At 69.4% G+C, this 25,473-nt stretch carries 19 protein-coding genes, 1 pseudogene and 1 riboswitch; of the genes and pseudogenes, 7 read left to right on the forward strand and 13 right to left on the reverse strand.

All coding sequences use genetic code 11. The annotated features are described in order from the left end of the window. Nucleotides 1-13: 13 nt before the first annotated feature. From ABD858_RS16095 to ABD858_RS16105, 3 genes are read right to left on the reverse strand one after another with little or no spacing between them, the layout of a single operon-like run. Nucleotides 14-925: an ABC transporter ATP-binding protein gene (locus ABD858_RS16095; RefSeq protein WP_345037971.1), complete on the reverse strand. Its 912-nt coding sequence runs from the start codon at nt 923-925 to the stop codon at nt 14-16. After that, nucleotides 922-1,809, reverse strand: a complete 888-nt coding sequence (locus tag ABD858_RS16100; protein WP_345037973.1) for an ABC transporter permease — start codon at nt 1,807-1,809, stop codon at nt 922-924. Before ABD858_RS16100 ends, ABD858_RS16095 begins: the two co-directional genes overlap by 4 nt. Next, nucleotides 1,799-2,731, reverse strand: a complete 933-nt coding sequence (locus tag ABD858_RS16105) for an ABC transporter ATP-binding protein (RefSeq protein ID WP_345044587.1) — start codon at nt 2,729-2,731, stop codon at nt 1,799-1,801. Before ABD858_RS16105 ends, ABD858_RS16100 begins: the two co-directional genes overlap by 11 nt. A gap of 138 nt (nt 2,732-2,869) precedes the next feature. Between ABD858_RS16105 and ABD858_RS16110 the strand changes: the two are divergent. Next, nucleotides 2,870-3,771, forward strand: a pseudogene (locus ABD858_RS16110) (MerR family transcriptional regulator). Nucleotides 3,772-3,832: 61 nt separating this feature from the next. On the opposite strand, the gene ABD858_RS16115 reads toward ABD858_RS16110, so the two are convergent. Next, on the reverse strand, nt 3,833-4,060 hold the full coding sequence (locus ABD858_RS16115) for a hypothetical protein (RefSeq protein ID WP_345037975.1): 228 nt from the start codon (nt 4,058-4,060) through the stop codon (nt 3,833-3,835). A gap of 106 nt (nt 4,061-4,166) precedes the next feature. On the opposite strand from ABD858_RS16115, the gene ABD858_RS16120 reads away from it, so the two are divergent. Further along, nucleotides 4,167-4,709 (forward strand): RNA 2'-phosphotransferase, encoded by a 543-nt coding sequence (locus ABD858_RS16120; RefSeq protein WP_345037978.1) that lies wholly within the window; start codon nt 4,167-4,169, stop codon nt 4,707-4,709. A 20-nt stretch (nt 4,710-4,729) separates the two neighbouring features. Here ABD858_RS16120 and ABD858_RS16125 read toward each other — a convergent pair whose 3' ends face one another. Both ABD858_RS16125 and ABD858_RS16130 read right to left on the reverse strand, forming a co-directional pair. Next, nucleotides 4,730-5,419 carry a maleylpyruvate isomerase N-terminal domain-containing protein gene (locus tag ABD858_RS16125; protein ID WP_345044590.1) on the reverse strand — a complete coding sequence of 230 codons (690 nt, stop codon included), beginning with the start codon at nt 5,417-5,419 and terminating at the stop codon, nt 4,730-4,732. Between the two features lie 240 nt (nt 5,420-5,659). Beyond that, nucleotides 5,660-6,577: an LLM class flavin-dependent oxidoreductase gene (locus ABD858_RS16130; protein WP_345037980.1), complete on the reverse strand. Its 918-nt coding sequence runs from the start codon at nt 6,575-6,577 to the stop codon at nt 5,660-5,662. A 47-nt stretch (nt 6,578-6,624) separates the two neighbouring features. Between ABD858_RS16130 and ABD858_RS16135 the strand changes: the two genes are divergently transcribed. After that, nucleotides 6,625-7,509, forward strand: coding sequence for a Cof-type HAD-IIB family hydrolase (locus ABD858_RS16135; protein WP_425586328.1), 885 nt, complete (start codon nt 6,625-6,627; stop codon nt 7,507-7,509). 179 nt (nt 7,510-7,688) lie between these two features. Here ABD858_RS16135 and ABD858_RS16140 read toward each other — a convergent pair whose 3' ends face one another. The 5 genes from ABD858_RS16140 to hisC all read right to left on the reverse strand — a co-directional run bounded on the left by ABD858_RS16140 (nt 7,689) and on the right by hisC (nt 16,803). Further along, a complete protein-coding gene (locus ABD858_RS16140; RefSeq protein WP_345037984.1) occupies nt 7,689-9,296 on the reverse strand; it encodes a GAF domain-containing sensor histidine kinase in 1,608 nt (535 codons plus the stop codon). A gap of 20 nt (nt 9,297-9,316) precedes the next feature. Continuing rightward, nucleotides 9,317-12,844 carry a thiol reductant ABC exporter subunit CydD gene (gene cydD, locus ABD858_RS16145; RefSeq protein WP_345037986.1) on the reverse strand — a complete coding sequence of 1,176 codons (3,528 nt, stop codon included), beginning with the start codon at nt 12,842-12,844 and terminating at the stop codon, nt 9,317-9,319. Between the two features lie 15 nt (nt 12,845-12,859). Further along, nucleotides 12,860-13,861, reverse strand: a complete 1,002-nt coding sequence (cydB, locus tag ABD858_RS16150) for a cytochrome d ubiquinol oxidase subunit II (protein WP_345037988.1) — start codon at nt 13,859-13,861, stop codon at nt 12,860-12,862. 18 nt (nt 13,862-13,879) lie between these two features. Continuing rightward, nucleotides 13,880-15,382 (reverse strand): cytochrome ubiquinol oxidase subunit I, encoded by a 1,503-nt coding sequence (locus ABD858_RS16155; protein ID WP_345037990.1) that lies wholly within the window; start codon nt 15,380-15,382, stop codon nt 13,880-13,882. 338 nt (nt 15,383-15,720) lie between these two features. Further along, nucleotides 15,721-16,803, reverse strand: a complete 1,083-nt coding sequence (gene hisC, locus ABD858_RS16160) for a histidinol-phosphate transaminase (protein WP_345037992.1) — start codon at nt 16,801-16,803, stop codon at nt 15,721-15,723. Nucleotides 16,804-17,170: 367 nt separating this feature from the next. Here hisC and ABD858_RS16165 point away from each other — a divergent pair, with 367 nt between their 5' ends. From ABD858_RS16165 to ABD858_RS16175, 3 genes are all read left to right on the forward strand, one after another. After that, entirely contained in the window at nt 17,171-18,283 is a 1,113-nt protein-coding gene (locus tag ABD858_RS16165) for a LacI family DNA-binding transcriptional regulator (RefSeq protein WP_345037996.1), read from the forward strand. 194 nt (nt 18,284-18,477) lie between these two features. Beyond that, on the forward strand, nt 18,478-19,554 hold the full coding sequence (locus tag ABD858_RS16170; protein ID WP_425586329.1) for a metallophosphoesterase: 1,077 nt from the start codon (nt 18,478-18,480) through the stop codon (nt 19,552-19,554). Nucleotides 19,555-19,717: 163 nt separating this feature from the next. Next, entirely contained in the window at nt 19,718-20,557 is an 840-nt protein-coding gene (locus ABD858_RS16175; RefSeq protein ID WP_345038000.1) for a hypothetical protein, read from the forward strand. Nucleotides 20,558-20,638: 81 nt separating this feature from the next. Here ABD858_RS16175 and ABD858_RS16180 read toward each other — a convergent pair whose 3' ends face one another. Beyond that, on the reverse strand, nt 20,639-21,163 hold the full coding sequence (locus ABD858_RS16180) for a hypothetical protein (protein ID WP_345038003.1): 525 nt from the start codon (nt 21,161-21,163) through the stop codon (nt 20,639-20,641). A 1,155-nt stretch (nt 21,164-22,318) separates the two neighbouring features. Here ABD858_RS16180 and ABD858_RS16185 point away from each other — a divergent pair. Further along, entirely contained in the window at nt 22,319-23,464 is a 1,146-nt protein-coding gene (locus tag ABD858_RS16185) for a glycosyltransferase (RefSeq protein WP_345038005.1), read from the forward strand. 85 nt (nt 23,465-23,549) lie between these two features. Here the strand turns inward: ABD858_RS16185 and thiC are convergent, their stop codons facing one another. Further along, complete coding sequence (thiC, locus tag ABD858_RS16190; protein WP_345038007.1) at nt 23,550-25,322, reverse strand: phosphomethylpyrimidine synthase ThiC; 1,773 nt, start codon at nt 25,320-25,322, stop codon at nt 23,550-23,552. Continuing rightward, nucleotides 25,316-25,431, reverse strand: a riboswitch (TPP riboswitch). Its footprint overlaps the gene before it by 7 nt. Between the last annotated feature and the right edge of the window lie 42 nt (nt 25,432-25,473).

A 25,473-nucleotide genomic window follows, 5' to 3' on the forward strand; every position in this document is an offset into this window, starting at 1 on the left:
TTCAAGCTCCTTTTCAGGCCGTGACGAGGTAGGAGAAGACGGATTCCAGCGACTCGTCGGAGGGCGAGACGGTCAGCAGCCTGATGTCGTGCGCCCGCGCGACCCGCGGCAGCAGCTCGGTGAACCGGCCGAAGTCGACGGCCTGGATGCGCAGCGCCCCTTCGGCGTGGTCGACTTCGATGCCCGCCGTCGACGGGTCGGCGATGAGCGCGGCGGCGAGCGCGCGGTCGTCGCTGGACCGTACGAGATAGCGGTGCGGCCGGTCCGTCATCAGCCGGCGGATCCTGCGGAAGTCGCCGGACGCGGCATGGCGGCCGGCCACGATCACCTCGATGTGCGAGGCGAGCTGCTCGACCTCCTCCAGGATGTGGGAGGAGAACAGCACCGTGCGCCCCTCGTCCCCCATCCGTCGCAGCAGATCCATGAGCTGCATGCGCTGGCGCGGGTCCATGCCGTTGAACGGCTCGTCGAGGAGCAGTACGGACGGGTCGTGGACCAGAGCGGAGGCCATCTTCACCCGCTGGCGCATGCCCTTGCTGTAGGTCGAGATCTTGCGGTCCTGCGCGTACTCCATCTCGACGGTGGCGAGCGCCTTCTGGGCCTCCGCGTCCCCGAGTCCGTGCAACTCGGCGTTGGCGACGACGAATTCGCGGCCGGTGAGGAAGTCGTACATCGCCTCCCGCTCGGGCACGATGCCGATGTGCCGGTACACGGACTCATTGCGCCAGATCGCCTGTCCGTCGAGGGTGACGCTGCCGGTGGAGGGGGGCAGGAAGCCGCCCATCATGTTGATGAGGGTTGACTTTCCCGCTCCGTTGGGGCCGAGGAGTCCGGTGACACCGGGCCCGATCGCCATGGTGACGTCGTTGACGGCCACGACGTTCCCGAACCAGCGCGAGACGTGGTCGATGCTGATGGTGGTCACAGCCCGGCCTTTCGGTAGCGGCGCATCAGGACGGCGTACGAGCCGCAGATCAGCCCGAGGACGACGAGCACATAGACCGCGCCCATGCCCGCGGAGGGTCCTTCCCCTCCGGGGAAGGTCGTGGCGGCGCCGAGGAAGGCGCTCTGCACTCCGCTGATGAGCGAGAGGGGCGAGAAGAGGCCCAGCCACTGGATCGCGTCGGGGTTCTCCGTCCCGTGGGCGATGGCCTGCACGATCGAGACGGCACCGTACGAGATGGTCAGTACGGCGATGACGGCGGCGACTCCGAAGCCGCGGCGCGGCGTCAGGGCGGCCATCACCAAGCCGATTCCGGCGAAGAGGACGGAGAGCAGTGCCACGGAGACCAGTCCCTGTACGAAGCCCTTGGTCTGGTCGGTGAAGTCGAACTTGGCGAGCAGCGCGCCCACGTACAGGATCAGCAGGGGCAGCGCGGTGAGGATGAAGAGCGCCGAGGCCATCGCCGCGTACTTGGACAGGACGTAGTCGACCCGCTCGATCGGCCTGGAGAAGTACAGCGGAACGGTCTTGAACCGCAGGTCGCGGGAGACGGACTGGGGGGCCTGCGCGGCGAGGAAGAGCGCGATGACCAGCTGCATGTACATCGCCAGCGAGGTGTACTCGACGGGCAGGTCGGTCATGGCGTTTCCGGCCGCCATCGGGATCGCGACGATCACCACGGCGGTCAGGACCATCACCCCGAGGAGCATCATCGGCAGCACCTTGGACTTGGCGGAACGGCCGAGACCGTAGGCGCCGCGCAGCGACTGCGAGTAGAGCGAACGCCGTGCGTACGCCCTGCCCAGCCGCCTGCCCTCGTAGTTGCGGTAGCCGATGTTGTGGATCTGAGTGGTGTCAGTGGTCACGGAAGACCTCCGCGATGTGGTGGCGGCGCTGTTCCATCCGTACGAGACCGAGGCCGAGCCCGGCGACGGTGTCGCGCACGATGTCGTAGGTGTCCTCGCCGTCCGCTTCGACGAGCAGGATGTGGCCGGCGCCCGGCAGGCCCTGCTCCTCCCTCGCGTGGAGGGTGACGCCCGCGACGGAAAGTGCCTTGCGCAGGGCGGCAGTGCCGTCCGGGTGGGTGTCGGAGTCGGTCACCTCGACCGCCAGGGTGGTGGTGCTCCGGGTGAAGTCGCTGGTGGAGCTGGACCGCAGCAGCCGGCCGCCGTCGATGACGACCACGTGGTCGCAGGTGCGTTCCAGTTCTCCGAGCAGATGGGAGGTGACCAGGACAGAGATGCCGAAGTCCGTGTGCACGCGGCGGATCAGGCCGAGCATGTCGTCGCGGCCGACCGGGTCGAGGCCGTTGGTCGGCTCGTCGAGGAGGACCAGCTGCGGATCGTGAACGAGGGCCTGGGCGAGCTTGACGCGCTGTTTCATGCCGGTGGAGTAGCCGCCGATGGGGCGGTACCGCTCCTCGTACAGGCCGACGTGGCGCAGTGTGTCGGCGGTGCGTTCGCGGGCCGCGGTGGGCGGCAGGCCCGACATGCGCGCCATGTGCACGACGAACTCGGTGGCCGAGACATCGGGGGGCAGGCAGTCGTGTTCGGGCATGTAGCCGACCCGTTCACGGATGGCGCCGCCGCTGGTGGCGACATCGAGACCGAGCACTGCTGCCTGGCCTTCGGTGGCGGGGGAGAGACCCAGCAGGATCTTGATCAAGGTGGACTTGCCGGCTCCGTTGGCACCCACCAGGCCCGTCACACCGGGGCCGATGTCCAGGGACAGCCGGTCGAGCGCGGTCACCCGCGGATACCGCTTGCTCAGGCTTTCGGTCACGATCACAGTCACGCTTCGAAGGTAGTGGCGCGGACCACATCGGGCGTCAGCCCTGGAGGCTGGATCGATGTCCGACTCCAGGCGTACGCGCCCGTAGGGAACCCCTACGAAAGAGGACACTCCCGCCGAGTCGTCGAGTACCGGATCGAAAATCTGGCGCAGGCGAGCGGCGCCACGGTCCGTACGATCCGCGCCTACCAGGACCGCGGGCTGCTGCCCAGGCCGGAGCGGCGCGGCCGGTCCAATGTGTACGGGGAGACCCACCTTGCCCGGCTGCGGCAGATCGCCGATCTGCTCGACCGCGGCTACTCGCTCGCGAGCATCAAGGAACTGCTGGAGGCATGGGACGCGGGGCGCGGACTCGGCGGAGTGCTCGGCCTGGTCGCGGAGGTGGACGGCCCCTGGACCGACGAGAAAGCGGGCAGGATCACCCGGGCCGAGCTGGACGAGGCGTTCGGCGGGACGCCGGACGACGCGGCGGTCGAGGACGCGGTGGAGCTGGGTGTGCTGGAGCATGCACCGGGGAGCGACGACGAGTTCCTGGTGCCCAGCCCTCAGGAATTGGCCGTGGCAGCCGAGTTGCACGCGGCAGGCGTTCCACTGTCCGCTATTGCCGGTCATCTGCGGCAACTTCGGGGACAGGTCGAGCACATCGCCGCACGCTTCCTGGAGTTCACCACCGAGCATGTCTTCGCGCGCCACCTCGGCCATCGGCCTCCCACGGACGCGGATGCGACCGAAGCGGTAGCGTTTGTTCGACGGCTGCGCCCGCTGGCACAGCAGACCTCGATGCAGAACTCGCCCGCGCCATACGACTGTTCGCCACCCGGCATCTTCGGAGTCATCTGGCGGCAGGGACCGTGCCGCACGCACAGCGAGGACCGATACCGGTCGCTCTTCCGGCCGAAACCGTCTCCGCCGTACAGGACTTGGTCGGACCTGACCACATCGCGGAATTCATCAGTGCAGCCGCTGAACGAGAGTTGCAGGCCAGGACCATCGACGACCTTGTGATGCAGGAGAGTTACCCACAACCAGTGGATTAAATTTGGGCATTTTCCTTCAAACCATCTGTGGAAAAGATGTGTTGCTTGTGGAAAAGTCAACTTACTGATTGCTACTGTCCGCTGGCTCGGCTCCGTGGAGCACGGCGATCAGCACCGCGCCGGCGACCCCGCCGGCCAGCTGTGCGGCGATGAATCCGAGGTGCACCCCGACGTCGCGACTGAGCCCGGTGACCTGGATGCCGGCCCCGACAGCAGTGACCAGCGCCCCCGTTCCGGCCAGTTCGGCGACGGCACGCCGGACCAGAGTCGGGTTGTCGCTCGTTCGCATGGCGGCTTCCTCTCCACACCCCAATCATCGACGGAAAATATATTCCGCATGATGAAATCAAGAAAAGGGGATAGTTCCACAAAGCCCGTCCGGGCACGCTGGAGGAATGGATGAAAGACGCACCGTGAAGGTGTCGAAGTATCTCTCGAAGCATCTCCGGCACCAGCCCGAGCGCATCGGCATCACCCTCGACGCACACGGCTGGGTGGAGATGGACGCCCTGATCGACGCGGCCGCCGCGCACGGCTTCCCGTTCACCCGCGCCGAGCTCGACCATGTCATCGCCGCCAACGACAAGCGACGGTTCGCGGTCGACGGCAGCCGTATCCGCGCCAGCCAGGGCCACACCGTCCCTGTCGATCTCGGACTGCCGCCCGCCGAGCCGCCGGCGTACCTCTACCACGGCACCGTGGCCCGCACTCTGGACGCGATCCGCGCGGAGGGTCTGCGCCCCATGAACCGCCACCATGTCCATCTGTCGCCCGATCGCGAGACGGCCACCCGCGTCGGCGCGCGCCGCGGCCGTCCCGTCGTACTCGCCGTGGACGCCGGTGCGATGCACCGCGCGGGCCATGTCCTCCGGGTCAGCGCCAACGGCGTCTGGCTCACCGACCACGTCCCGCCGCGGTATCTGCGCTTCCCCGGCTGACGGAAGCGCCTCCGCCGGCCTCACCCCAGCGTCAGCCGGACCACCCCGTGCCGCTGCACAGCCGCGCGCTCGGCCGCGCTCATCGGCAGCCGCCCGGTGGCCTTGCGCAGGAACGTCGTACGGTCCCAGTCCATCCCCGGCACCGACGCGCCCACCGCATACGGCCGCCCGTCCAGCAGCAGCCGGGCCACCACGTCCGCCGCCTCGTCCGTAGGCCACGGCTCGTCACCGAGCCCCTCCGCCAGGTCGAAGCCGTGCACGCACACCTCGACCACCCGTGTGACCAGGAAGTCGCCCAGTGCCATCGGATCGCCGTGCCGGGTGCGTACCAGCCGTCCCGGGGGCAGCCCGTCGCATCCCGCGACGACGGCCCGCCATACGGAGTCGAAGTGCTCGGCCAGCGCCCACCCGTCCGGGTGCGAAGCGGCCCCCTCCTGTGCCGACTCGGTACGCAGCGCGTTGGCCCGCACCGAGAACCGGGCGTCCGGAGCGTAGTAACCGGCGGCGCTCACCAGCCGGTCCGCGGCCCCCTCCGGCTCGGCGAGCATCGCGGCGACGCGGCCGACGCCTGCCGTCATATGGGCCATCAACTCCCGTACGGTCCAGGGCCTGCACGGACTCGGCCGGTCCCATTCCGCTTCCGGCAGGATGCTGACCTTGTCGTACAAGCGCTGCGATTCGGCCCGCAGGGCCGTCACCACCGGCTCCATGGCGTCCACCCTAGGTCCTGTCCGGCCGGTCAGGCCGGATCAGCGAACATCCGCCGCGCAGCGGCTGGTGTCTCGTGGTGCCGTGCATCGCAAGGCGGAGGAAAGGCCCGCCGCGCAGCGGCTGGTATCCACGCATGCGGTGGGGGCACCTCTGGAGGTACCTGGGGGAGCGCCGCAAGCCCGGCATGACCGGCCGGACAGGACCTGGGGGTGTCCCCGGAGCCAGTGCCCCTCCCGGCATTAGTGCGTATCCGGCTGGCCGGACAACTGCGCCAGCCCCTCCGAGGCAATCCGCTCGAAGACCTCGTTGTCCGCGGCGAAGAGCGAATCCGGAATCGGCGTGTGGATGACGATCTCGGTGAAGCCCAGTGCGAAGTGCTTGCCCGCGAAGTCCACAAAGGCGTCGAAGGACGCCAGCGGACGGTCCGGGGTGAAGCCGGTGAGCAGGATCTTGTCGAGCTCGTCCACGTCCCGCCCGACCGCCTCGCACGCGTCGCCGAGCTTCTCCATCTGGCCGCGGAGAGCCTCCAGCGACTGGTCCGGCGTACCCGTCTCCCACAGCTTCGGATCGCCGGTGGTCACCCAGGCCTGACCGTGGTGGGCGGCGAGCTTCATTCCGCGCGGTCCGGTCGCGGCGATCGCGAAGGGCAACCGCGGCCGCTGCACACAGCCGGGGATGGTGCGGGCCCCGTTCGCCGCGTAGAAGGTGCCGTCGTGGGTGACGGCATCCTCGGTGAGCAGACGGTCGAGCAGCGGCACGAACTCGGCGAAGCGGTCGGCCCGCTCACGCGGTGTCCATGCCTCCTCGCCGGCCTTCAGCAGCGTCGTCGCGTCGAAGCCGTTGCCGCCCGCCCCGATGCCGAGCGTGATCCGGCCGCCCGAGACGTCGTCCAGCGTGATCAGTTCCTTGGCGAGGGTCACGGGGTGGCGGAAGTTCGGCGAGGTGACGAGGGTGCCGAGCCGAATCCGCTCGGTGGCGGCCGCGGCGGCGGTCAGCGTCGGGACCGCCCCGAACCAGGGACCGTCGCGGAACGTCTTCCAGGACAGATGGTCGTAGGTGTACGCGGTGTGAAAGCCGAGCCGCTCGGCTCGCAGCCATTCGTCACAACCGCCTTTGTTCCAGCGACGGACGGGAAGGATCACGGTACTCAGACGCATGCGCTCGACCCTACGCTGTCCGCTGCTTCGCACTCCCGTACGCCCTCATACAGGAGAATGCCCCTGTGACCTCAGCTACCGACTCCGCCCCGGCCCGCCCGGCCCCCGCCGTGCCCAGGCTGATCGCCACCGACCTCGACGGAACGCTGCTGCGTGACGACAAGTCCGTCTCGGACCGCACGATCGCGGCACTCGCGGCCGCCGAGGAGGCCGGAATCGAGGTCTTCTTCGTCACCGGCAGGCCGGCCCGCTGGATGGGTGTCGTGAGTGACCATGTGCACGGTCACGGCCTCGCCATCTGCGGCAACGGCGCGGCGGTGGTCGATCTGCACGGCGGCCCCGGCGCACACCGCTTCGTCAAGGTCCGCCCGCTGGAGCGGGAGGTGGCCCTGGATGTCATCTCCGTGCTGCGCTCAGCCGCGCCTGGCACCTCCTTCGCCGTCGAGCGGACCGGCGGTATACACCACGAACTGGCATACCCGCCGCTGCACATGGATCCGGCCGCGAGCATCGCGGCCGCCGAGAAGCTGCTCGCCGCCGACAACGGCAGCGCTGACCAGCCCGTGCTCAAGCTGCTCGCCCACCACGACGAGCTGGCCCCCGACGACTTCCTGGCGCTGGCCCGTGCGGCCGCCGGCCACCGGGCCGCCTTCACCCGGTCCAGCCCGACCGCCCTGCTGGAGATCAGCGGCCACGGCGTCTCCAAGGCCAGCACACTGGCACTGTGCTGCGCGGAGCGCGGGATCTCACCGGCCGAGGTGGTCGCCTTCGGCGACATGCCGAACGATGTGGAGATGCTCAGCTGGGCCGGGAACTCGTACGCGATGGGCAACGCACACCCGTCCGTGCTGGCGGCGGCCTCCGGGCGTACGGTCGCGAACAACGAGGACGGCGTGGCGGTCGTCATCGAGCGGATCCTGCGGGACCTCTGACTCCAGTGACTCCAGTGCTGTGACCGGCAACGTTTGCCCGTCAAGGAGCGGCGTCCGGTGCGCGCGATCGCAAGGCGGCCGAAGGCCCTCGTAGCGGCGCTACTCGGGTTTTCGGCCGACGCAGCGGGCGTGCATGTCGGACGCCGCGACGGGGCAAACGTTGCCGGGAGGGGCACTGGCTAGGGCCGCGGGCCGGCCTGGAGCGGTGCCTCCCAGACCACCGTCGTGCCGGACCCGCGTTCCCCGATCCCCGGTCCGTAGTGGCTCGACCCGCCCAGTGACTCGGCGCGCCGCCGCAGATTCCGCAGCCCGCTGCGCCGCCCTCCCTCGGGAATGCCCACCCCGTCGTCCCCGACCGTGAGCCGCACGCCGTCCCTGCCGTCCGGCAGTTTCACCGTGGCGTCGACGGCGACTTCGATACGGGACGCCCCGGCGTGCCGGAAGGCGTTGGAGAGGGCCTCGCGCAGCGCCGCGATCAGGTTCTTGCCGGTGAACTCCCCGACCATCGCGTCGACCGGGCCCAGGAAACGGTGCGAGGGCTTGAAGCCCAGCGGAACGGCCGCCATGTTGATCTCCCGCAGCACCCGGGTGCGCAGCCCGGACGGCGCCTCGGCAGGCCCCTGCTGGAGCGCGAAGACGGCCGTACGGATCTCCTGGATCGTCACATCCAGTTCGTCGACCGCCTTGCCCACGCCCGCCCTGACCTCGGGCACGGCGGACGTGCGCTGTGCGTTCTCCAGCAGCATCCCGGTGGCGAACAGCCGCTGGATGACGAGGTCGTGCAGATCGCGGGCGATCCGGTCGCGGTCCTCGTACACCGCGAGCCGCTCACGGTCCCGTTGGGCATCCGCCATCATCAGGGCGAGCGCGGCCTGACAGGCGAACTGTGTGGCCAGGGTCCGCTCGGCCCCGGTGAAGGAGGGTTCGCCGCGCCACCGCGGCGTGACCAGCGCGCCCAGCACCCGGCCGCCGCTCTGCAACGGCAGCATCATCATCGGGCCGTACTCCGCCGCCAGGCCGGTGATCATGCGCGGGTCGGTCCCGGCCTCCTCCACGAAAACCGCCTTGCCCTCGAGGAGCTGCTCGACGACCGGGCTGTCCGGCGGGATGACCGCCCCCAGCGAGGCGCGCGGTTCGTCGGCCGCAATGGCCGCAACCTCGAGTCCGCCCCCGTCGGCCGGCAGTAGCACGACGCCCACGGCGGCGGCGGCGAGCCGGCGGGCCTGCTCGGCGACGCACTCCAGGGCGTCATCGGTGTCGCCGCCGGACAGCAGCGCCGTGGTGACGGCGACCGAGCCGTCGATCCACCGCTCGCGCTGCCGCGCCGCCTCGTGGAGCCGGGCATTGCCGATGGCGATCCCCGCCTCGGCCGCAAGCACCCGCGCCGTCTGGAGATCGTCCCCGGTGAACTCGCCTCCGCCGTGCTTCCCGGCCAGACAGAGGTTCCCGAAGATCTCTTCCTGTATGCGGACGGGGACGTCGAGCACGGCCCGCGCCGGCGGTCGACTCAGCGTCCGCAGCAGCCCGACGACTCCGCCCGGCCGGCGTCCGACGGCCGCGGCCCGCTCCGGCGTGATCCCGTACGTGACGAAGTCGGCGAGCCCCCGGCCCTCCTCGTCGAGGACGCCGATGGCGGCGTACCGAGCCTCGGCCAGCTCGGCCGCGGTCTCGCAGATCCGGTCGAGCGTGGAGTGCAGCTCGAGCCCCGTGCCTACGGAACGCATGGCTTCCAGCAGCTGGGGCACGCGCGCGGTGAGCCGATTGGGGAGGGGATCCGTCGCCGGCATGCCCCCGAGACTAATAAGTCCTATTTCGAGAGGAAAGTCGACTTCTTCAGATAGTCGGCCTTCCGCTCACGCTCCAGCGTCCGGCGCAGCGGGCCCTCGGCCGCCGCCAGCTCGTCGTACGTCCCCCGCTGCACGACCCGCCCCTCCGCCAGCACGATCACCTCGTCGACGGTGTCGAGCCCTGCCATGCGGTGCGTGATCAGCACGGTCGTACGCCCCTCGGTCGCGGCCAGCAGATCGGCGGTGAGGGCGTCAGCGGTCGCCACATCGAGATGCTCGGCGGGCTCGTCCAGAACGAGCACCGGGAAGTCGGCGAGCAGGGCACGCGCCACCGCGAGCCGCTGGCGCTGGCCGCCGGAGAGCCGGGCACCGTGCTCGCCGACCAGGGTGTCCAGGCCGTCCGGCAGCGACTCGACCCACTCCAGCAGCCGCGCCCGCGCCAGGGCGTCACACAGCTCCGCGTCCGTCGCACTCGTACGGGCCAGGCGCAGGTTCTCCCGGACGGAGCTGTCGAAGATGTGCGCGTCCTGCGCGCACAACCCGACGAACCGCCGCACCGTGTCGCCGTGCAGGGCGTAGGCGTCGGTGCCGCCGATGGTGTACGTCCCGTCGTGCGCGTCCAGGAAACGCAGCAGCACCTGCGCGAGCGTGGTCTTGCCGGAGCCGGAGGGCCCGACGACGGCGATCCGCCGCCCCGGCGTGAGCGTCAGATCCAGACCGGTGAGCGCGTCCCGGTCCTGCCCGGTGTACCGGGCGGTCAGGCCCCGTACTTCCAGCGGGAACGCGGATGCGGGCGACGTGGCCGGCACCTTCGGCTCCTGTACGGGCGCCGGTGCGTCCAGCACCTCGTGCACCCGCTCGGCGCTGCGCCGTACCCGGTGCCGGTACTGCACGGCGAGCGGCAGCCCGGCCACCGCCTCGAACGCGGCGAGAGGGATCAGCACGACCACCGCGAGCGCCACCCCGTCGAGCCGCCCGTCGCGCATCGCCTGCACCCCGGCGAGCGCCGTGGCCACGACGGTCAGGCCGCAGGCGAGGGCCGACAGCCCGGCCCCGAGTCCGGTCGCCGCCGCGGCCCGCGAGGCGATCCGGGTGAGCTCCCGGTCGGCCTTCCGCGCCTGGTCCGTACGCCCCTTCAGCGCACCCGCGACGGTCAGCTCTCCCGTCCCGGTGAGCAGATCGACGACCCGGACGGCCAGCGCCCCGCGGGCGGGGGCCAGTTGCCGGTCGGCCTTCCGCGCGCACGCACCGCTCACCAGCGGCACCACCGCACCGGCCACCAGCAGCCCGGCCGCCAGCGCCGCCCCGGCCTCGGGCAGCAGCCATCCGGTGAACACCACGGCGCCGGTGCCGACGATCGCCGCGACCCCCACGGGCAGCAGCCACCGCAGCCAGTAGTCCTGCAGAGCGTCCACATCGGCGACCAGCCGGGACAGCAGATCACCACGCCGCGCCTTCCGCAGCCCGGCGGGGGCGATCCGTTCCAGCCGCCGGTACACGGTGGCCCTCAGCTCGGCCAGCGTCCTGAGTACGGCGTCGTGCGACACCAGCCGCTCCGCGTAACGGAACACGGACCGCCCGATCCCGAACGCCCGGGTCGCGGTCACGGCCACCATCAGATACAGCACCGGCGGCTGCTCCGAGGCCCGCGAGATCAGCCATCCGGAGGTCCCCATGAGCCCCACGGCGGACCCGAGCGCGAGGCTGCCGAGCAGCAGCGCCAGCGCCAACCGCCCCCGGAACTGACGGCCCTCGGCCCGCACCCTCGCAAGCGCGCTGCCGCCCGCCTCCGCAGGGTTGTGGGCAGCCGTTCCCGGAACGGGTGAGCCGTCGACCGCCGGAGGTCGCCCCGCCTCCGAGGTCGCACCCTCGCCCGAGGGGCGTGGCGCCGGGACCGCCCCGGAGGAGCTCTCGGCGGTCCCGGCCAGGTCCACCACCCGGTCGGCGACGGCGAGCAGCGCCGGCCGGTGGACCACCATCAGCACCGTCCGCCCCACAGCCAGCCGCCGGACCGCGTCGACGACAGCCGCCTCCGTCTCGCCGTCCAGCGCAGCCGTCGGCTCGTCGAGCAGCAGCACCGGCCGGTCGGCGAGGAACGCCCGTGCAAGGGCGAGCCGCTGCCGCTGCCCGGCGGACAGCCCCGCCCCGTCCTCCCCCAGAACCGTGTGCACCCCGTCCGGCAACGCGGTCACGAAGTCGTGCGCCCCGGCGTCCCGCAGCGCCGCGAGCACCGCCCGGTCATCGGCCTCGGGCCGCGCGAGCCGGACGTTCTCCGCGATCGTGCCGGCGAAGAGGTACGGCCGCTGCGGCACCCAGGCGATTCGCTCGCGCCACTGGTCGAGGGACAGAGCCGACAGCTCCGACCGGCCGATCAGCACCCGGCCCTCCTGAGGTTCGACGAACCCCAGGAGCACATTGAGCAGCGTCGACTTGCCGGCTCCGCTGGGCCCGGTGATCGCCACCGTCTCGCCGGGCGCGGCCTCCAGGGACACCCGGTCCAAAGCGGCTTCGGTACGCCCCGGATGGCGGACCGTCACCTTGTCGAAGCGGATCGCTCCGCCGCGCGGTACCGCACCCGCACCGCCCGACGGCAGCGGGGTCTCCAGTACCGCGAAGATCTCCTCCGCCGCGGAGAGCCCCTCCGCGGCGGCGTGGTACTGCGCCCCGACCTGCCGCAGCGGCAGGTATGCCTCGGGCGCCAGGACGAGGATCACCAGGCCCGAGTACAGATCGAAGTCTCCGTGGACCAGGCGCATGCCGATGCCGACCGCCACCAGGGCGACCGACAGCGTCGACAGCAACTCCAGCGCGAACGACGACAGGAACGCGATACGCAGCGTCCGCAGTGTGGCCTGCCGGTACTCCGAGGTGATGGCCCGGATCGACTCGGCCTGGGCCTTGGCCCGGCCGAACACCTTGAGCGTCGGCAGTCCGGCGACCACATCGAGGAAGTGCCCGGACAGCCGGGACAGCAGCCGCCACTGACGGTCCATCCGGGACTGCGTGGCCCAGCCGATGAGCACCATGAACAGCGGGATCAGCGGCAGGGTGCCGGCGATGATCGCGGCCGAGATCCAGTCCTCGGTGACGATCCGGGCCAGCACGGCCACCGGCACCACCACCGCGAGGCCCAGCTGGGGCAGATAGCGCGAGAAGTAGTCGTCGAGCGCGTCCACGCCGCGGGTGGCCAGCGTCACGAGTGATCCCGTGCGCTGCCCGTCGAGCCAGCCCGGTCCCAACGCGGCGGCCCGTTCCAGCAGCCGGCCCCTCAGCTCCGACTTGACCGCCGCGCTCGCGCGGTGCGCGGCCAGTTCGGTCAGCCAGGCCACCAGCCCTCGCCCCAGGGCGACCGCCGCAAGCGCCAGCAGGGGCGACCGCAGCGCGGCCACGTCAAGGCCGCGTTGGAACGCCCCCACCACCACCTCGGCGATGAGCATCGCCTGGGCGACGACCAGCCCTGCTCCAGCGAGGCCCAGGACGACCACCGCCACCAGGAAGAGGCGGGTGGACCGGGCGTGACGGAGCAGACGCGGGTCGATCGGTTTCACGTGAAACACACCTCACTAGTGCGCATCGGCGATGTGCTTCGTACCGATCCGCTTGCGGAAGACCCAGTACGTCCAGCCCTGGTAGAGCATCACCAGCGGAGCCGCGATACCGGCACACCAAGTCATGATCTTCAGCGTGTACGGGGTGGACGAGGCGTTCGCGACCGTCAGGTTCCACTCCTCGTTCAGCGAGGACGGCATGACGTTGGGGAACAGCGTCAGGAAGAGCATCGCGACGGCTGCCGCGATGGCCACGCCGGACAGCCCGAACGACCAGCCCTCGCGCCCCATCTGGTTGGCGACGATCGCGCCGGTGAGGGCGGCCACGGCCACGATCAGCGCCACCAGGCTCGTGCCGTCACCGTTGTCCGCCTGGGTCCACACCAGGAAGCCGGTGACGAGCACGGCGGCGACCAGTCCCAGCGTCAGGGCCTGCTTCCGCGCCCGTACCCGGATGTCACCGACCGTCTTGAGCGCGGTGAACACCGCACCGTGGAAGGTGAACAGTGTCAGCGTCGCCAGCCCGCCCAGCAGCGAGTACGGGTTCAGCAGATCCCCGAGCGAGCCGACGTACTCCATCTCCGCGTCGATCTTCACGCCCCGCACCATGTTGCCGAAGATGACACCCCACAGCAGTGACGGCACCAGCGAGGTCCAGAAGATGACGTGCTCCCAGTTGGACTGCCAGCGGTCCTCGGGCCGCTTGTGCCGGTACTCGAAGGCGACACCACGCCCGATCAGGCAGAGCAGGATGACCAGCAGCGGGAGGTAGAAGCCGGAGAACAGCGTGGCGTACCACTCGGGGAAGGCGGCGAAGGTGGCGCCGGCCGCCGTCACCAGCCAGACCTCGTTGCCGTCCCAGACCGGCCCGATCGTGTTGATCAGGACTCGCCGCTCCGTGCGGTCGCGGGCCAGCAGCTTGGTCAGGACGCCGACCCCGAAGTCGAAGCCCTCGAGGAAGAAGTAGCCGACCCAGAGGAAGGCGATCAGCACGAACCAGACGTCGTTGAGTTCCATGTCTCAGATCCCTGCGGCTCAGTACGAGAAGGCCATCGGCTGGTCGGCGTCACGGCCGCCGCCGATCTTCGTGGGCGGGTTGAGGTCTGCGTCGGTGAGCTCGGGCGGGCCGGCCTTGACGGTCTTCACGAGCAGCCTGACCTCGACCCAGGCGAGCACGGCGTAGAGGGCGGTGAAGAGGATCATGGAGGTGATGACCTCACCCTGCGAGACACCGGGGGAGACCGCGTCACTGGTGCGCAGCACGCCGTAGACGGCCCAGGGCTGACGCCCCATCTCGGTGAAGAGCCAACCCCAGGAGTTGGCGATCAGCGGGAAGGCCAGGGTGAGGGTGGCGATGAGCCAGTACCACCGGATGAACCTGGGCCGGAGCGCCTTCCTGAAGGGCACCAGTTGCGGAAGCTCGTCCTCGCCGACCCGGAGGTGCTCCGGCAGCATGAACTTCTTGCGGGTCAGCCAGAGGCCGGCCAGGCCGATGGCGAAGGACGCCATGCCGAAGCCGATCATCCAGCGGAAGCTCCAGTACGTGACGGGGATGTTGGGCCGGTAGTCGCCGGGCCCGTACTTCTGCTGCTCGGCCTTGTTGGTGTCGTTGATGCCCGGGACATACGACGTGAAGTCGTCCTCGGCCAGGAAGGACAGCAGGCCGGGGATCTCCAGGGCGACCGTGTTGTGGCCCTTCTCGACATCGCCGTAGGCGAAGAGGGAGAAGGGAGCCGGGGCTTCGCCGTCCCACAGCGCCTCGGCGGCGGCCATCTTCATCGGCTGCTGGTCGAACATGACCTTGCCGAGACGGTCACCGCTGATCGCGGTGAGCAGACCCGCGATGACCACGGTGACGAGCCCGAGCCGCAGCGAGGTCTTCATCACGGGGATGTGCTTCTTGCGGGCCAGATGGAAGGCGGCGATGCCGATCATGAAGGCGCCGCCGGTGAGGAAGGCCGCGGAGAGGGTGTGGAAGACCTGGACGAGGGTGGTGTTCTGGGTGATGACGGCCCAGAAGTCGGTGAGTTCCGCGCGTCCGGTGGCCTTGTCGATCTCGTAGCCGACCGGGTGCTGCATCCAGGAGTTGGCAGCCAGGATGAAGTACGCGGAGAGGATCGTGCCGATGGAGACCATCCAGATGCAGGCGAGATGGATCTTCTTCGGGAGCTTGTCCCAGCCGAAGATCCACAGCCCGATGAAGGTGGACTCGAAGAAGAACGCGATCAGGGCCTCGAAGGCCAGTGGAGCACCGAAGACGTCACCGACGAAGCGTGAGTAGTCGGACCAGTTCATGCCGAACTGGAACTCCTGCACAAGGCCGGTGACGACGCCCATGGCGATGTTGATCAGAAAGAGCTTGCCCCAGAACTTGGTGGCTCTGAGGTACTTCTGCTTCTCGGTGCGCACCCATGCGGTCTGCAGGCCGGCGGTGAGAGCGGCGAGCGAGATCGTCAAGGGAACGAAGAGGAAGTGGTAGACGGTGGTGATACCGAACTGCCAGCGCGCCAGAGTCTCCGGGGCGAGAGCCAGCTCCATCGTCTCCTCCTTACATCACCGTTGTCACAGGCGCAGTCTGCCCCTTGTGTCCCGCACTTCTCGGGATGAACAGGGACACGCTTGTGAAAGCGTTCACATTCACAAGCATTATTGCTCATACGGAATTCGAAGGTTCCACCGGGGGTCCCTGAGCTGATTGCCGTCCAAATGCTGAACGCAGCCGCTGTCCGGATGCTGAACACGTCGGCCGTCCGGATGCCGAACGCCCCCAGCGGCCCCTTCCTCACTTCTTCGACAAGAAGCCCCGACGAGCGAGGCGCTCGCCGGGGCTCCCCCGATCCGGGACGAGCTCATTCGGTGAGCCCGGCCCGGGGAGTTCACTGGAACTGCCGGCGGAACGCCTCCGCGGTGTGCAGGAACAGGTCGTTCGCCTCGCACTCGCCGATCGTGACCCGCACTCCCTCACCGGGGAACGGCCGCACGACGACCCCGGCCTTCTCGCAGGCCGCCGCGAAGTCGACCGTACGCTCGCCGAGACGCAGCCAGACGAAGTTCGCCTGCGTCTCCGGCACGGTCCAGCCCTGCTTGACCAGGCCCTCGTACACCCGCGTGCGCTCCGCGACCAGCGAGCCGACCCGCCCCAGCAGCTCGTCCTCGGCCCGCAGCGAGGCCACCGCCGCGTCCTGCGCGAGCTGGCTGACGCCGAAGGGGACCGCGGTCTTGCGCAGGGCGGCCGCCACCGGCTCGTGCGCGACGGCGAACCCGACCCGCAGACCGGCCAGCCCGTACGCCTTGGAAAAGGTGCGCAGCACGGCGACATTGGGGCGCTCGCGGTAGATCTCGATGCCGTCCGGGACGTCCGCGTCCCGGATGAACTCCCGGTACGCCTCGTCCAGCACCACCAGGATGTCCGACGGCACCCGGTCGAGGAACCGTTCCAGCTCGGCCCGCCGCACCACGGTGCCGGTGGGGTTGTTGGGGTTGCAGACGAAGATCAGCCGGGTCCGGTCGGTGATCGCCTCGGCCATCGCGTCCAGGTCGTGCACATCGCCCGAGGTGAGCGGGATCGGCACGGACGTGGCACCGCTGATCTGGGTGATGATCGGGTACGCCTCGAAGGAGCGCCAGGCGAAGATGACCTCGTCGCCGGGGCCGGAGGTGGACTGGAGCAGGCTCTGGGCCACGCCCACCGAGCCGGTGCCGGTGGCCAGGTGCGAGACGGGCACGCCGAAACGGTCGGAGAGCTCGTTCATCAGACCGGTGCAGGCCATGTCCGGGTAGCGGTTGAAGTTCTGCGCGGCGGCGACGGCACTCTCCATCACTCCCGGCAGCGGCGGATAGGGGTTCTCGTTGGAGGACAGCTTGTAGGCGACCGGACCGCCGGCCGCCGCCGGCTTACCGGGCTTGTAGGTGGGGATGCCGTCCAGCTCAGGGCGCAGCTTGGGGCTCGTCTCACTCACCGCAGGTCCTCCTCGGCCGTACACGGATGTGTTCACTTCAATACTGCTCACCTTATGAGGATTCGGCCCCGCTGCGAATGCCCGCCGACCGGAAGATACGGAGGGGAGGGAGCGCACCCCCGAACGGCGTGCGCCCGTGGCTCACGCCGTGGCGCGCATCCCTCGTCAAGGTGAGTTGAGACCTCTTCGAAACATCGGCCATTCGGCAACTGCATACGGCCCGGCAAGTACCACTCAAATGCCGCTTGAGCCAATCCCCTTGCTTTCCAAGGCATTTGACTGCTTCCGATCATGCAGAAACGTATCCATCGACACACGCATATGCACCCAGACCAACCGCCCGCCCTCGCCCTACTATCGGCTGGCCATGACAGCAGCAGGGAAGCACCAGGTGAGCCGGGCGGAAACATCCCGCCGGGGAAGCCGGCAGGGCCGGGCGGGCATCCGGGACGTGGCCGCCGCCGCCGGGGTCTCCATCACGACTGTCTCCGACGCGCTCAACGGCAAGGGCCGGCTCCCGGAAGCCACACGCCGCCATGTCCGCGAGGTCGCCGACCGGCTGGGCTACCGCCCGTCCGCCGCGGCCCGCACGCTCCGCACCGGCAAGTCGGGCCTCATCGGCCTGACGGTGACCACGTACGGGGATGAACCTTTCACCTTCACCGAGTTCGCGTACTTCGCCGAAATGGCCAGAGCAGCGACCTCCGCCGCGCTCGCCCGTGGCTACGCCCTGGTCATCCTGCCCGCCACCTCCCGCCACGACGTCTGGTCGAACGTCGCACTCGACGGCACCGTGGTCATCGACCCCTCCGACCAGGACCCGGTCGTCACCGAGCTGGTCCGTCAGGGCCTGCCGGTGGTCTCCGACGGCCGCCCGGGGGGCTCCCTTCCGGTCACCGCCTGGGTGGACAACGACCACCAGGCCGCCGTACTCGACCTGCTCGACCATCTCGCCGCCGCCGGCGCCCGCCGCATCGGGCTGCTCACCGGCACCACCACGGACACGTACACCCGGCTGTCCACCACCGCCTACCTCCAGTGGTGCGAGCGCGTGGGCCAGGCTCCGGTGTACGAGGCCTACCCGGCCCACGACCCGTGCGCCGGCGCCGTCGCCGCCGACCGTCTGCTGGCCCGCCCCGACCGCCCCGACGCGGTCTACGGGCTGTTCGACCCCAACGGCACCGATCTGCTCGCGGCGGCCCGCCGCTACGGCCTGCGCGTCCCCGACGACCTGCTGCTCGTCTGCTGCAGCGAGTCCACCGTGTACGCCACCACGGAACCGCCCATCACCACGCTCTCCCTCAAACCGCGCCGCATCGGCACCGCGGTCGTCCAGCTGCTGATCGATGCCATCGAGGGCGTCGACACCGGCCAACCGGTGGAGCAGGTCATACCGACCGAGCTGATCGTCCGGACCTCCTCGCAGCGCCGCCCGCCCCGCACGACGGTCAGCGCTCCCCGCTCCCCGTCCCCGGAGTGACCTTCCCAATCAGGACAAAGCGGCAAAACCACCGGCCTGCCGCAAGCGCATCCGAATTGAACACCCCTGGTGCGTCACACAGCACGGGCCTCATTCCTATGATGGGCGCACGACACCACGGACCGTGGCCGACCAGGAAGGGGCAACCCACAGACGGCCGGGGAACGGTCCGACCGGTGTACGGCGGCGCGACGGTGGTGGAGGGGTCGATGACTCAGGGGGCCGGTCAGGGACCCGTGGTGCGGACGGCGACGTTGCGTGACTTCCGCGTACCGCCGTACGCGCAGACGCCCGTGCCGCCCTCCGACGCACCTGCACATCCCGGCAGCCCCTTCCCCGACGGCGAGTTCCCGGAGGGCTACACCCCCACCGCCCGCGACCTCCCGGTGATCCGCCGGGGCGACACCGTCCAGGTGCAGACCGTGCCCGACCCCGGCCCGGTTCCCGACGGCCTCGGGCCGCTCTACGTCGTCGGCGATGTCCACGGCTACCTCGACGAACTCCTGGCCGCCCTCCGGGAACAGGGCCTCATCGACGCCGACGGCCACTGGGCGGCCGGCAACACCCGCCTCTGGTTCCTCGGCGACTTCACCGACCGCGGCCCGGACGGCATCGGCGTCATCGACCTCGTCATGCGGCTGTCCGCCGAGGCCGCGGCCGCCGGCGGCTACTGCAAAGCCCTGATGGGCAACCACGAACTGCTGCTCATCGGCGCCAAGCGGTTCGCCGACACGCCCGTCAACTCGGGGGCCGGCACCGCCACTTTCCAGGCCGCCTGGCTCCTCAACGGCGGCCAGAAGGCCGACATGGACCGGCTCCAGGACGTCCACCTGCAGTGGATGTCCCGGCTCGACGCGGTCGTCCAGGAGGAGGGCCATCTGCTCCTGCACTCCGACACCACCGCCTATCTCGAGTACGGATCCACCATCGAGGACGTCAACGACACCGTCCACGAGATCCTCAACCGGGGCGACGCGGACGAGTGCTGGGACCTTTTCCGCAAGTTCACCAAGCGCTTCGCGTTCCGCGACGACGCGGGCCCTCAGGCCGTACGGGAACTCCTCGGCGCGTACGGCGGCAACCGCATCGTCCACGGCCACAGCCCCATCCCCTACCTGCTCGGCGAAGTCGGCTCCGAGGACGGCGACGAGGGCAGCGGACCCTCCGTCGAAGGCCCCCACGTGTATGCGGACGGACTTGCGATCGCGATGGACGGCGGAGTGACCATGGCCGGAAAGCTGCTGGTCGTAAGGCTTCCCCTGGATAACTGAGCCCAGCCGGGGCAGGTGTTTTCCGTAAACACCCTGTCACCTCGTGCCGCGACCGCTCTACCATCGGCTTATTCGTACATCCGCTTATTCGTAGCAGGCTCTCCTCCGTTTCCGCCCGACTGCCCGCACATACGGGCAATCCGGCCCAACGGAGCATCGGGGGATGCACATGAACAGCGCTCCGCACCTGCTGACCGAGGACCGCCCGGAATTCGAGCGTGCCCTCAACGAAGCACTGCGCACCGCGCACGACCATCCGGATCTGGCCGCGGTCGGGCAGCGGCTCAACACCGAGCAGCTGCGCACCATGGCCCTGAACGCCGGCGCCATCATCACCGCCGCCGCCGCGGCGGAGTACGGGCACTACGTGAAAGTCCGCGAGGAGCTGCGCGCTCCCACGCCGTCGTCCGGCGTCGGGGAACCCGCCGAGGACACCGCCGTGGGCGAAGCCGCCGGAACCGCGGGGGCCGGAATCACCGCCGTCCTCACCGTGCTGGCACCCGTCCTGGCGGGCACCGCCGCGCTGATCTTCCTGCTGGTGGGCTACATCCTCAAGATGCTCAAGCCCCGACCGGCCTTCGCCGACACCATGCTGACCGCGGGCTGGCTCTTCGGGGCGCTGACGGCCGCAGGTATCCTGGCCGCCGCGATCGGACTGCTGATCACGGCCCTGCGCAACAGCTCCACCCAGGTCCCGGCCGAGAACGACCGAGAGGGTGACGAACTGACGGAGGAGGTCTCGCGCGCCCGGGACGCCTGGCGCCACGCCCTGCTGGAACGGGGCATACTCCCTTTTCTCCGGGACGCCCTGGCCGACCCCAGCGCCGACCCGACATCGTCCCGCCCCCCGTACCGCCCGGGGGGCCGCCTGCCCGACCTCGGCTACACCCGCCCCGACTTCGCCGGTCCCGACGAGGGACCGCCGGCCGGCCCGCGCCCCTCGTTCACCAGCCCGGACTTCACCAGCCCGGATTTCGGGGGGCCCGAGCACCAGCCGGAGTGACGAGCCCGGAACGCACGTGTGCCGTGCCCGGCTGATACCGGGCACGGCACAGTGGTTCAGTTCAGCTTGATCCGATGGGGGTCAGTGCCGCCTGAGGACCTTGGCCTGGATGTCCTTGTCGCGGAACTTGTGGTTGATGTTGGGCTGGGCCAGGTACTTGCTGACGTTGGTGCCACGCAGCGGGGGGTTGCCCGGGTTGGGGTCGACCAGGTGGGTCCAGGGGCCGAGGCCCGCGTTGATCGGTTGACCGTCATCGACGCACTGGAGCGTGTCCGGCGTGCCGCTGACAATGCGGCACAGCGTCTCCCAGACTTGCCCGCTCTCGGTCAGCACCTGGATCGAGACGCGGTTGGCCTGGGTGGCGACGGCGACCGCACACGCGTCGCTGGGGAAGTTGGGGTGAGCGGCGGTGTCGCTGCTGAGGTTGTGCCAGGAGAACGGCGTGGAAGCCGGTGTGAGGTCCCGGATGCCGGCGTAGGCGATCCCGTTGAAGAGCGCCCCCTTGACTTCGGAGTTGGCATCGGGGTTGACGGCGTCCGTGTCGAGGCACGGCCCGGTCGGACCCGTGGGACCGGTCGGGCCGGTGGCACCGGTCGCACCCGTCACACCCTGCTCACCCTGGTTACCCGTGGGACCAGTGGGACCGGTCGGACCCGTGGGACCGGTCGGGCCGGTGGCACCGGTCGCACCCGTCACACCCTGCTCACCCTGGTTACCCGTGGGACCAGTGGGACCGGTCGGACCCGTGGGACCGGTCGGGCCGGTGGCACCGGTCGCACCCGTCACACCCTGCTCACCCTGGTTACCCGTAGGACCAGTCGGACCCGTCGGACCCGTCGGACCCGTAGGACCGGTCGGGCCGGTGGCACCCGTCACACCCTGCTCACCCTGGTTACCCGTAGGACCAGTCGGACCCGTCGGACCCGTAGGACCGGTCGGGCCGGTGGCACCCGTCACACCCTGCTCACCCTGGTTACCCGTAGGACCAGTCGGACCCGTCGGACCCGTCGGACCCGTAGGACCGGTCGGGCCGGTGGCACCCGTCACACCCTGCTCACCCTGGTTACCCGTAGGACCAGTCGGACCCGTGGGGCCGGTCGGCCCCGTAGGACCGGTCGGGCCGGTCGCCCCCCTGCACTTCTCCTTCTCTTCCTCACCGTAGCCGTCCAGCGGCTTCATCCGATGGTCCGAGTTCTTCTTGTTGGCCTTGTCGGCCTTATTGGCCTTATCGGCCTTGTCGGACTTTACGTCCTTACCACCCTTGTTGGGCTTACCTTCCTTGTCGCCCCTGCCGTCCTTGCCAGGCTTACCGCCCTTGTGCCCCTTGCCGTCCTTCTCCGGCTCGCATTCGTCCTCATCTTCGTCATCGTGATCGCCGGACGGGGCGACCACATGGACGGGGTTCGCCTCAAAGCTCCGTGCCACGGCCAGTGCGGGAGACGCCATCCCCACAAGCACGAGTGCCAGCGACGCCATCGCGCCACCGGTCGCCCACTTGCCCCCACGGGGAAGCGGACCGAGAGCTGACTTGGTCCTGTGCTCAGGACTCATACGCTGCTCCTTGTGGAACCGAATCGAGTGATACCTCGGAAGCGCATTCGAGCTTCCCTCGGCTTCATCGACTCGCCGCCACACCGCCTTGAGGCTTCCGCAGCGCTATCAACATATTGGCCCAATATCTGAGCACAGACGGCGCAACAGCCCGCGCAGAGACGCGCCACGTCCGATATGACCGGTTGTGGCCCCATATAGTCGCCAGTCGTGAATCAGTCCATCTGCCTTTGCATGATCGTCAAGAACGAGGCAGCCGTCATCGAACGGTGCCTCGCCTCAGTACGCCATCTGCTGACCACCTGGGTGATCTCGGACACCGGCTCCACCGACGGCACCCAGGACCTGATCCGTAAGGCACTCGCGGGAATTCCGGGCGAACTGTACGAGGAGCCCTGGGTCGACTTCGGCCACAACCGGACGCTGAACATCCAGCACGCGCGTGGCAAGGCCGACTACCTGCTCACCATCGACGCCGACCATGTCATGCGCCAGGACGCCCCCCTGCCGCGGCTGACCGCCGACTCGTACATGATCCGGTACGACGGCCTCGTACAGCACCGCTTCAAGCACCTGATGCGTGGCGACATCGCCTGGTACTACCACGGTGTCACACACGAATACCCCACCACCGACGAGCGGGACCTCCAGGAGAACCTCGACGCGCTCGTGATCGAGGACCAGGCCGACGGAGGCTGTCGGCACGAGAAGTTCGAACGTGACGCGCGCCTGCTGCGCGCCGAGTTCGAACGTGATCCCGGCAATACACGCACCGTCTTCTATCTGGCGCAGACCGTACGCGACCTGGGCGAGCTCGAGGAGTCGGCCTCCCTCTACGAGCGCCGCGCCGCGATGGGGGGCTGGGCGGAAGAGGTGTACTACTCGCTGTTCCAGGTCGGCGTCATCAAGGCCGGTACCGGCGACTGGCCGGGGGCCATGGACGCGTTCTCACGCGCCTGGGAAGCACGTCCGCAGCGACTCGAGGCCTGTTACCAGCTGGCGTCGCAGCTGCGCACGATGGGCCGCCATCACGCCGCCCACGCCTTCGCCTCCGCCGGGCTCGACAAGAAGGCTCCGGGCGACCTGCTGTTCACCCAGCCATGGGTGTACCGCTGGGGACTGCTCTTCGAATACTCGATCACCTCCTACTGGGTGGGCGACTACGCCGCCTCCCTCCAGGCATGTGACCGTCTTCTCGCCATGCCCGACCTGCCCGCGAAATTCCGCGAGCAGACCCTTCTCAACCGTGAGTTCGCCGCGAAGCGTGTGACGGTGCAGCTCACGGTGGCGAAGGCCCTGGCCCCCAAGGGCCGGACGACCAAGGCGAGGCACACGGGCGCGAGGGCGGCCAGGTGACTGTGGGTCTCTTCCCGTTCCCGGGGGAGAGACCCACACCTCAGCGTCATCGCATGGCGTTTCAGCCCACTTGCGACAGCCGCCGTCAGTCCGCCAGCGGCAGATAGACCCGGTTGCCGGCGGCGGCGAACTCCTTGGACTTCTCCGCCATTCCGGCCTCGATCTCCTCCGACGTACCGCCGTGCTCACGCCGGATGTCCTGCGAGATCTTCATCGAGCAGAACTTCGGACCGCACATCGAACAGAAGTGCGCGGTCTTGGCCGGCTCGGCGGGCAGCGTCTCGTCGTGGAACTCGCGCGCCGTGTCCGGGTCCAGCGCCAGATTGAACTGGTCCTCCCAGCGGAACTCGAAGCGGGCGTCCGACAGCGCATCGTCCCACTCCTGCGCGCCGGGGTGGCCCTTGGCGAGGTCCGCCGCATGGGCCGCGATCTTGTACGTGATGACGCCGGTCTTCACGTCGTCGCGGTTCGGCAGGCCCAGGTGCTCCTTGGGCGTGACATAGCAGAGCATGGCCGTGCCCCACCAGGCGATCATCGCCGCGCCGATGCCGGACGTGATGTGGTCGTACGCCGGTGCGACATCCGTGGTCAGCGGGCCGAGCGTGTAGAAGGGCGCCTCCTCGCAGATCTCCTGCTGGAGGTCGATGTTCTCCTTGATCTTGTGCATCGGGACATGACCCGGGCCCTCGATCATGGTCTGGACACCCCGTCGCTTGGCGATCGTGTTGAGCTCACCGAGCGTCTTCAGCTCCGCGAACTGCGCGTCGTCATTGGCGTCGGCGATCGAGCCGGGCCGCAGGCCGTCGCCGAGCGAGTACGTCACGTCGTACGCCGCGAGGATCTCGCAGAGCTCCTCGAAGTTCGTGTAGAGGAAGTTCTCCTTGTGGTGCGCCAGGCACCACGCGGCCATGATCGAGCCGCCGCGGGAGACGATGCCGGTCTTGCGGCGCGCGGTCAACGGGACATACCGCAGCAGCACACCCGCGTGGACGGTCATGTAGTCGACGCCCTGCTCGGCCTGCTCGATGACCGTGTCCTTGTAGATCTCCCAGGTCAGCTCCTCGGCCTTGCCGTCGACCTTCTCGAGGGCCTGGTAGAGCGGGACGGTACCGATCGGGACGGGGGAATTGCGCAGCACCCACTCGCGGGTGGTGTGGATGTTGCGGCCGGTGGAGAGGTCCATGACCGTGTCCGCGCCCCAGCGGGTCGCCCAGGTCATCTTCTCCACCTCCTCCTCGATGGAGGAGGTCACGGCGGAGTTGCCGATGTTGGCATTGACCTTCACCAGGAAGCGCTTGCCGATGATCATCGGCTCGATCTCCGGGTGGTTGACGTTGGCCGGCAGCACGGCACGGCCCGCCGCGATTTCCTCCCGTACGACCTCGGGGGAGACGTTCTCGCGGACCGCGACGTACTCCATCTCCGGGGTGATCTCGCCCCGGAGCGCGTACGCCAGCTGGGTCACGGCCCGGCCGTCCCGGCCCCGGCGGGGCTGGCGCGGCCGGCCGGGGAAGACGGCGTCGAGATTGCGCAGCCCGCCGCGCGGCGAGGTGTGCTTGATCCCGTCGTCCTCGGGGCGGACCGGACGGCCCACGTACTCCTCGGTGTCGCCGCGCCCGATGATCCAGTTCTCGCGCAGCGGCGGGAGGCCTCGGCGGACGTCGGTCTCGACGGACGGGTCGGTGTACGGGCCGGACGTGTCGTACAGCGTCACGTCCTTGCCGTTCGTGAGGTGCACCTGACGGACCGGCACCCGGATGTCGGGGCGTGAGCCCTCGAGGTATCCCTTGTGCCAGCCGATGGACTTGCCGCCCTCGCTCGAACTGGAGGCAGGCGTGCGTGCGTCCTGAACGGTCATCGTGACCTACTCCCTACGCCGGCATTACCCGGTAACAGGTTCGGCGGTCGGCGCAGCGAACGGTCAGCGCCCTCTCAGCCCGGTGCTCCGAGCTCCCGCGTGTGCAAATGTGTCACCACGCTAGCGTCAACCCTGGCGTGCTGGCCAGGGG

Source organism: Streptomyces sannanensis, from assembly GCF_039536205.1.
GTDB classification, from domain to species: domain Bacteria; phylum Actinomycetota; class Actinomycetes; order Streptomycetales; family Streptomycetaceae; genus Streptomyces; species Streptomyces sannanensis.

Bases quoted from the DNA above. Each gene is read 5' to 3' on its own strand.
- ABD858_RS16115 (WP_345037975.1), bottom strand. From the start codon at position 4,060: ATGCGAACGAGCGACAACCCGACTCTGGTCCGGCGTGCCGTCGCCGAA.
- ABD858_RS16120 (WP_345037978.1), top strand. From the start codon at position 4,167: ATGGATGAAAGACGCACCGTGAAGGTGTCGAAGTATCTCTCGAAGCAT.
- ABD858_RS16125 (WP_345044590.1), bottom strand. From the start codon at position 5,419: ATGGAGCCGGTGGTGACGGCCCTGCGGGCCGAATCGCAGCGCTTGTAC.
- ABD858_RS16130 (WP_345037980.1), bottom strand. From the start codon at position 6,577: ATGCGTCTGAGTACCGTGATCCTTCCCGTCCGTCGCTGGAACAAAGGC.
- ABD858_RS16140 (WP_345037984.1), bottom strand. From the start codon at position 9,296: ATGCCGGCGACGGATCCCCTCCCCAATCGGCTCACCGCGCGCGTGCCC.
- cydB (WP_345037988.1), bottom strand. From the start codon at position 13,861: ATGGAACTCAACGACGTCTGGTTCGTGCTGATCGCCTTCCTCTGGGTC.
- ABD858_RS16155 (WP_345037990.1), bottom strand. From the start codon at position 15,382: ATGGAGCTGGCTCTCGCCCCGGAGACTCTGGCGCGCTGGCAGTTCGGT.
- ABD858_RS16165 (WP_345037996.1), top strand. From the start codon at position 17,171: ATGACAGCAGCAGGGAAGCACCAGGTGAGCCGGGCGGAAACATCCCGC.
- ABD858_RS16175 (WP_345038000.1), top strand. From the start codon at position 19,718: ATGCACATGAACAGCGCTCCGCACCTGCTGACCGAGGACCGCCCGGAA.
- thiC (WP_345038007.1), bottom strand. From the start codon at position 25,322: ATGACCGTTCAGGACGCACGCACGCCTGCCTCCAGTTCGAGCGAGGGC.